6 protein-coding genes are annotated in these 6518 nt (G+C 62.0%); 3 read left to right on the forward strand and 3 right to left on the reverse strand.

The features are described from left to right. The 3 genes from mutL to NTW95_01155 all read right to left on the reverse strand — a co-directional run. Positions 1-820: DNA mismatch repair endonuclease MutL (gene mutL, locus NTW95_01145; GenBank protein MCX6556034.1), on the reverse strand; the 820-nt coding region annotated here is incomplete at its 3' end. A 16-nt stretch (positions 821-836) separates the two neighbouring features. Further along, on the reverse strand, positions 837-3113 hold the full coding sequence (locus NTW95_01150; protein MCX6556035.1) for a sodium-translocating pyrophosphatase: 2277 nt from the start codon (positions 3111-3113) through the stop codon (positions 837-839). 21 nt (positions 3114-3134) lie between these two features. Next, a complete protein-coding gene (locus NTW95_01155) occupies positions 3135-3998 on the reverse strand; it encodes a hypothetical protein (GenBank protein MCX6556036.1) in 864 nt (287 codons plus the stop codon). Between the two features lie 182 nt (positions 3999-4180). Here NTW95_01155 and def point away from each other — a divergent pair, with 182 nt between their 5' ends. The 3 genes from def to NTW95_01170 form a co-directional block, all read left to right on the forward strand. After that, positions 4181-4699, forward strand: coding sequence for a peptide deformylase (gene def / locus NTW95_01160; GenBank protein MCX6556037.1), 519 nt, complete (start codon positions 4181-4183; stop codon positions 4697-4699). Next, positions 4686-5618 carry a methionyl-tRNA formyltransferase gene (gene fmt, locus NTW95_01165; GenBank protein ID MCX6556038.1) on the forward strand — a complete coding sequence of 311 codons (933 nt, stop codon included), beginning with the start codon at positions 4686-4688 and terminating at the stop codon, positions 5616-5618. Before def ends, fmt begins: the two co-directional genes overlap by 14 nt. Beyond that, positions 5615-6518 (forward strand): hypothetical protein (locus NTW95_01170; protein ID MCX6556039.1); only part of this gene is annotated, 904 nt, incomplete at its 3' end. The genes fmt and NTW95_01170, both read left to right, overlap by 4 nt.

Raw genomic sequence — 6518 nt, forward strand, 5'->3', positions numbered from 1 at the left:
TCTGGTAGGTATTGTTGAAAGCGGCCAGGATGGTCTTCTCCTTGACCGGGCGGCCGTTGACGATGAAGAATTGCCGCCCCTTGTTGCTGACCCCGGTGTTGGCGGCGGAAATGAATCCGACCAGCCGGTAATCGCCCAATGTGAAATCGACGGCTTGCAACCCGTCCATGAACTCCTTGCCGAAAACCTGGTAGACGCGCTCGCGTAAATCGGCGGCGGCCGGATAGGAAAAAACGCTCCGCCCGTTGTGCTGCAAAGAAAAGGAGACGGCCGGACGGGCCAGGGCGGTCACCTCCAGGAAGGCCGTGATCGGACGGAGCTCCCCCTGGTCGCTCTTCATGAACTTGGCGCGCACCGGAAAATCGGCGAAAAGGCGGCTGACGACGATAATGCTGCCCCGGCGGCAGGCGCAGGCTTCCTTTTCCTGAAGCCGGCCATGGCCGAAGCGGTAGCACCAGCCCTGCCCCAGGTCGTTGTCGGCGCTGAACAGTTCGATGTCGGCCACTTCCAGGATGGAGGGCAGGGCTTCGCCGCGAAAACCCAAGGTTTGCAAATGGTTCAGATCCTCAAGCTCGCTCAGCTTGGATGTGGTGTGGCGCTGAAAGGCGATCTCGATCTCGTCAACGGCAAAACCGCTGCCGTTGTCCTCGACCCGGATCATCTCCTTGCCGCCGGCCTTGAGCGCGATGGAGATGGCGCCAGCCCCGGCATCGATGGCGTTTTCGACCAATTCCTTGACCGCCGAGAGCGGCCGCTCGATCACCTCCCCGGCGGCGATCTTGCGAAACACCGTCTCGGCTAACAGATGGATTCTGGCCACGGCGACTCCCCTATCCTCAGACTTGATCCAGGCTGGAACCCGCCGGCGCCCGGCGCGGCGGTCGGGTGCGTTTGGAAAACCAGACCGCGAGTGCGACGGCGATGAAGGCGACAACCAGGAACGCGATCGGGCCCGGCGTCAGGCTCCTGAACTTAATGATGAGCGGCGCGCTGATGACCGCCACCAGGTTGATGACCTTGATCATCGGATTGAGGGCCGGCCCGGCCGTGTCCTTGAGCGGGTCGCCGACCGTGTCGCCGACGATGGCCGCCTTGTGCTGGGCCGAACCGCGGCCGCCGTAGTTCCCTTCCTCGATCAATTTCTTGGCGTTGTCCCAGGCCCCGCCGGAATTGGACATGAAAACCGCCAGCAGCTGTCCGGAAAGGATGACGCCGGCCAGGAACCCGCCCAGCGCCTCCACGCGCAGGATCAGTCCGACCATGAGCGGAACCAGAATCGCGATCAGGGCCAAACCGATGAGTTCCTTCTGGGCGGCGACCGTACAGATCCCTACCGCCTGCTTGTAGTCGGGCTTCACTCGTCCTTCGAGGAGGCCGGGAATCTTGAATTGCCGGCGCACCTCGACCACGATCAGGGAGGCGGCCCGGGTGACGGCATTGATGGTGATCGAGGAAAACAGCCAGGGAACGGCTCCGCCGATGAGCAAACCGATCAGCACCAGCGGTTCGGAAATGCGGATCCCGGTGTGCAGGAGCTGCCCGGCCGCGGCCACCCCCTCCTGCACCTGGACCTTGGTCACGTCGGTGATGAAGGAACCGAAGAGCGAGACCGAGGCGATCACCGCCGAACCGATGGCGACGCCCTTGGTGATGGCCTTGGTCGTGTTGCCCACGGCGTCGAGATCGTTCAACCGCACGCGCGCTTCGTCTTCAAGGCCGGCCATTTCGCCGATGCCGTTGGCGTTGTCCACGATAGGACCGAACGAGTCCATGGCCACGTTGTTGCCGGTCAGGGTCAGCATGCCGATGCCGGTCATGGCCACGCCGTACAGGACGAACGCCACCGGCTGGCCCCAGAAGATGAGCACGGAGGACAAAATGGTCAGGGCGATCACCAGCAGGCTCCAGACCGTCGATTCCATGCCCACCGACAGCCCCGATAGGATGACAGTGGCCGAGCCGGTACGCGAGGAACGGGCGATCTGTTTGACCGGCTTGTACTTGGTGTGGGTAAAGTACTTAGTCAGTTCGTCGATGACCACGGCCAACCCGATGCCGACGGCCACTGAAAGGAATGCCCGCCACTCGTGCATGTAAAACTTGGCCAGCAGGGCGAAAGCGGCCAGGCAAATGAAGGCCGAGCTGTAGAATCCGCGGTTGATCGATTTCATGGCTTCGCCCGCGGTTCCTTTCCTGCCGCGGACAAGATAAGTGCCGATAATCGATGAAAAAACGCCGATGCCGCGCACCAGCAGGGGGAAAATCAGCCATTTGACCTGGCCGGTGATGGAAACCAGGACCAGGCTCAGGATCAGGCCGGAGACGATGGTGACTTCGTAGCTCTCGAAGATGTCGGCGGCCATGCCGGCGCAATCGCCCACGTTGTCACCGACCAGGTCAGCCACGACGGCGGCATTGCGCGGATCGTCCTCGGGGATGCTGGCTTCGATCTTGCCCACCAGGTCGGCGCCCACATCGGCCGCTTTGGTATATATTCCCCCGCCGACACGCATGAAAAGGGCCAGCAGGGTGCCGCCGAAACCGAAGCCCAGCAGGGCGTCGGGAGCGGCTTTCTGGAAGATCAGGAAAATGACCGTCCCGCCCAGGAGGCCGAGGCCGTCGGTCAGGATGCCGGTGATCGTTCCGGCGCGGTAGGCGATGCGCATGGCTTTGTCATAACTCGTGCGCGATGCTTCGGCCACGCGCACGTTTGCCTGGACGGCCATGCGCATGCCGAATTGGCCGACCATCAGCGAGAAGAGTGCGCCCAGGATGAAGGCGAACGCGCGTCCGATGCCGACGATCAGCGTGACCTTGGCGGCGCCCATGCCCGGAAAGCGTTCCAGCGCTTCGCTTGAGGGGGCGATGATGGCCACGCTGAAAAAGAGAACCACGGTCAGCAGGAGGATGAGCGGCAGGATCGTCCGCAACTGGCGGCTAAGATAAGCGTTGGCGCCCTGGCGGATGGCCTCCCAGACCTCGATCATTTTCTCGGTGCCGCGGGGTTCGCGCATGATGCTGCGCCGTAAAAAAAAGGCATAAGCCAAGCCAAGGAGGGCGATAGCCAGTACGCTCCACAAGGCGGCGCCTTCAAAAAGGGTGGTCCGGATCATGGGGTTCCCCTATATATATTTTTAATCATTATGCTGATCCCAGGAACGGGGAATGATCTCGGGAAAAGGCCAGACGGAAACGCCGTTGCGGTCACTGACGAAGAGCCCGCCCTGCATCCCGCCGCGATAGCCGACCCAGGCATGAAAGGGGACATCGTTGAAACATTCGCCCATGGCGATGACCTTGGTTTTTTTGCTGGGCTTGACGGCCAGTTCCTCGCGGGCGTCGTCAAAACGGCTGGCCGCGGCGATGTCTGGCTGATCGTCACCCAGCTCGGTGAACATAACCTGACGGAAGATCTTCCCGGGCCGGTGGGTGGCATACCAGGCGTATTCGATGGGCGTCAGGTTGGTCATGACCAGGAGTTGGACAGGCATCAGCACCATCAGCAGCCGCGGAAAACGGTCTGAGACATCGGTCCGGCCGATGATGGCCGCGATCTCTTCGGGGGTCAATTTCTCGTGGCAGTCATGATTGGCAAATTGCACGAGCAGCCTTGGCGGAGCCATGGGGAGCAGGTAGCCGCCGGTTTTGGCCAAGAGGATCTGCCGGTAAGCCTTCATCGGGATGACATTGAAGCCATCGTTGGAGAGGGCCGTTTTGGTGCGCTTGCCCGAACGGACTTCGGCCAGGGCAGCCACCGTGTCTCCATGGGTGTCGCGCCATCCCCCTTCCTCGCTGAAGCTGAAGGCGGGGCGGTCGGCCTCTAGGGCGAGATCGATCATGACGGTCTTGCCGCGGAAGAATTTGCTGGAGCCGGGGCTGCGGTGTTTGGCGTACTGTTCAAGTCCCAAGCTCGTGGCCACGACAATTCCATGAGGAATGGTCAGAACCAGGTTCAATTCGCCCATTTTTTCACTCCTCCGGGTGCCGATCTTTGACATGCGGCGCCTCAACCGAAACGTCCGCCGCGGAGTTTCCCGTCCCCGCGAGCCTGATAATATGACGGTTCCCCCAAACTTGTCAAGAACCAGCACCGATCATCCATCTATCCTGATGGATCTGATCGGTCTGTCCCGTATGAATTCGCATTGACAAAATTGACCCCAGAAAATATAATGGCTTTGTGGATGAAGCCGCTTTGAAAATCCTGAAATACGGCGAAGACATGCTCAAGGTGAAGGCCCGGGCCGTCACCACCATCGATCAACGCATCGCCGACCTGGCCAAGGCCATGGTGCAGACCATGCACCAGGCCCCAGGCATCGGCTTGGCCGCCCCGCAGGTCGGGGAATCGCTGCGCCTGATCACCGTCGACACCTCGGTCGGGGAAATTCCCGAAGAATTGCTGGTGCTCGTCAACCCGGAGATCACCGCCAGCGAGGGTTTTGAAATCTGCGAGGAGGGCTGCCTTTCGGTTCCCGGCTATTCCCTGACGGTCAAGCGCAGCGCCAAGGTCTTTTTCCGGGCCACGCTCCTGGACGGCCGGGAATTGCGCCTGGAGCTCGAGGGTTTGAAAGCGCGGGTGCTGCAGCATGAGATCGACCACCTGGACGGCATCCTGATCGTGGACCGCATATCCAGCCTGAAACGCACCCTGATCAGAAAAGAGATCAGCCAGAAGAGAAAAAGTGGCCAATGGTGACATTGTTTTTTACGGCACCGCGGCCATCGGCCTGCCGATACTCCGCGAGTTGCAGCAGCGGCGCCGGCTGGCGCTGATCGTCACCCAGCCCGACGCCCGCGGCGGCCGCAACCGGCAGGTGATCACCTCACCGGTCAAGCGTTTCGCCGAGGAAAACAACGTCTCCGTCATCCAGCCCGCTTCCCTGCGCGAAACGGGAATTTCGGAAATCATCGGCCGCGGCCAGCCGCTCGTCGCCGTGGTTGTAGCCTACGGCCAGTTCATCCCCCGGGCTTTGTATTCCCTGCCGCGCTTCAAGACCGTCAACGTCCATTTTTCCCTGCTGCCGGCCTACCGCGGGGCCGCCCCGGTGCAGCGGGCGATCGAAAACGGCGAAGAGCACAGCGGCATCACCATCTTTGAAATCAGCGGCCGCATGGATGCCGGCGACATCTGGGCGCAGAAGGAAGCCCCGATCCTCCCCGACGACACCTGCGCCGCCTACCAGCAGCGCTTGGGAGAGCTCGCCGCCCCTTTCCTGCTGGATACCCTGGAGGGGATAGTCGCCGGCAGGATCGAAAAACGACCCCAGGATGACGCGGCGGCCACCCTGGCCCCGCCGGTGAAAAAAAGCGAGGGGCTGGCCGACTGGAACCTGCCGGCGCGTCGGCTGGCCGACAAGCTGCGGGCCTTCACCCCCTGGCCGGGATTGTACTGCCGGGACGGCAGCCGGCTGATCAAGATCATCAACGCCCGCGCCGGCGGATCGACGCACCAGGCTTCGTCCGGGACCATCCTGTCCCTGGATGCCCGGGTATTGCAAGTTGCCTGCGGCCAGGGCACGGTCCTGGAAATCGTTGCCATCCGCCCCGAGGGCAAGAAAGAGATGAGCCCCTGGCAATATTCGCTGGGCAACCGTTTCCCGGCCCGCCTGGCATGAACTTCCTCAAATCCGCGGCACGCGTTCTGCAGGAGTATGCCCAGGACCGCCAGACCAACCTGCGCCTGCTGCTGACCCGTTTCCTCGATTCGTATCACGATGACGACAAAAGCGCGCTGACCCGGACGGTCTACGGCGTGGTGCGTAAGGAGATCGCCCTGGAACACGTCATCGGCCTTTTCCTGAAAAACAAGCGCCAAGCTCCGGCACCGGCTGTGCATGCCCAGCTGAAGATCGCCGTTTTCCTGCTGCTTTTTTCCGATTCCTACCCCGAATACGCCGTGGTCAACGAAACGGTGAACATGGCCGCGAAAAAGGAGAAACCCTTTGTCAATGCCATCCTGCGCGAACTCCTGCGCAACCTACCGGCCGTCCGTGACAAGCTGGCCAAGAGCGCGAACCCAAGCCTTAAATACGCCATCGCCCCGATCCTGTTAAGCGGGCTGCGTCGGATCGGCGCCGCCGGCGAAGCCGACCTGGCCTACCTCGACCGCGAACCGGTCTTTCACCTGCGCTTCAACTCGGAGCGGATGAGCATGGAGCAGGCGCGGCAAGCCCTGGCCGTTGCCGACATCCCCTGCCGCGAACTGGCGCAGCTGGGCTGTTTTGAAACCGCGGCCGCGGGCCAGGTGCTGGAAAAGTCGGGACAATTGGAGGCTTTTTATATCCAGAACGCCGGTTCCCAGGCCGTAGCCTTGCTGGCCGCGGCCAAGGCGGAAAAAACGGTCTGCGACGTGGCCGCGGCCCCGGGAGGCAAATCAATGACCCTGGCCTGCCTGCGCCCTGATGTGAAAGTCTGGGCCAGCGATGTCAGCCCGCAACGGCTGCGCCTGCTCGAGCAGAACGTCAGTCGGCTGCAGCTGAAGGGCATTTCCCCTTTCGTCGCCGACATTTTCAAGT

The organism is Candidatus Aminicenantes bacterium, assembly GCA_026393795.1.
GTDB lineage: Bacteria > Acidobacteriota > Aminicenantia > UBA2199 > UBA2199 > UBA2199.

Excerpts from the sequence above, each read along its gene's own strand:
- NTW95_01150 (MCX6556035.1), bottom strand. The coding sequence starts at position 3,113 with ATGATCCGGACCACCCTTTTTGAAGGCGCCGCCTTGTGGAGCGTACTG.
- NTW95_01155 (MCX6556036.1), bottom strand. The coding sequence starts at position 3,998 with ATGTCAAAGATCGGCACCCGGAGGAGTGAAAAAATGGGCGAATTGAAC.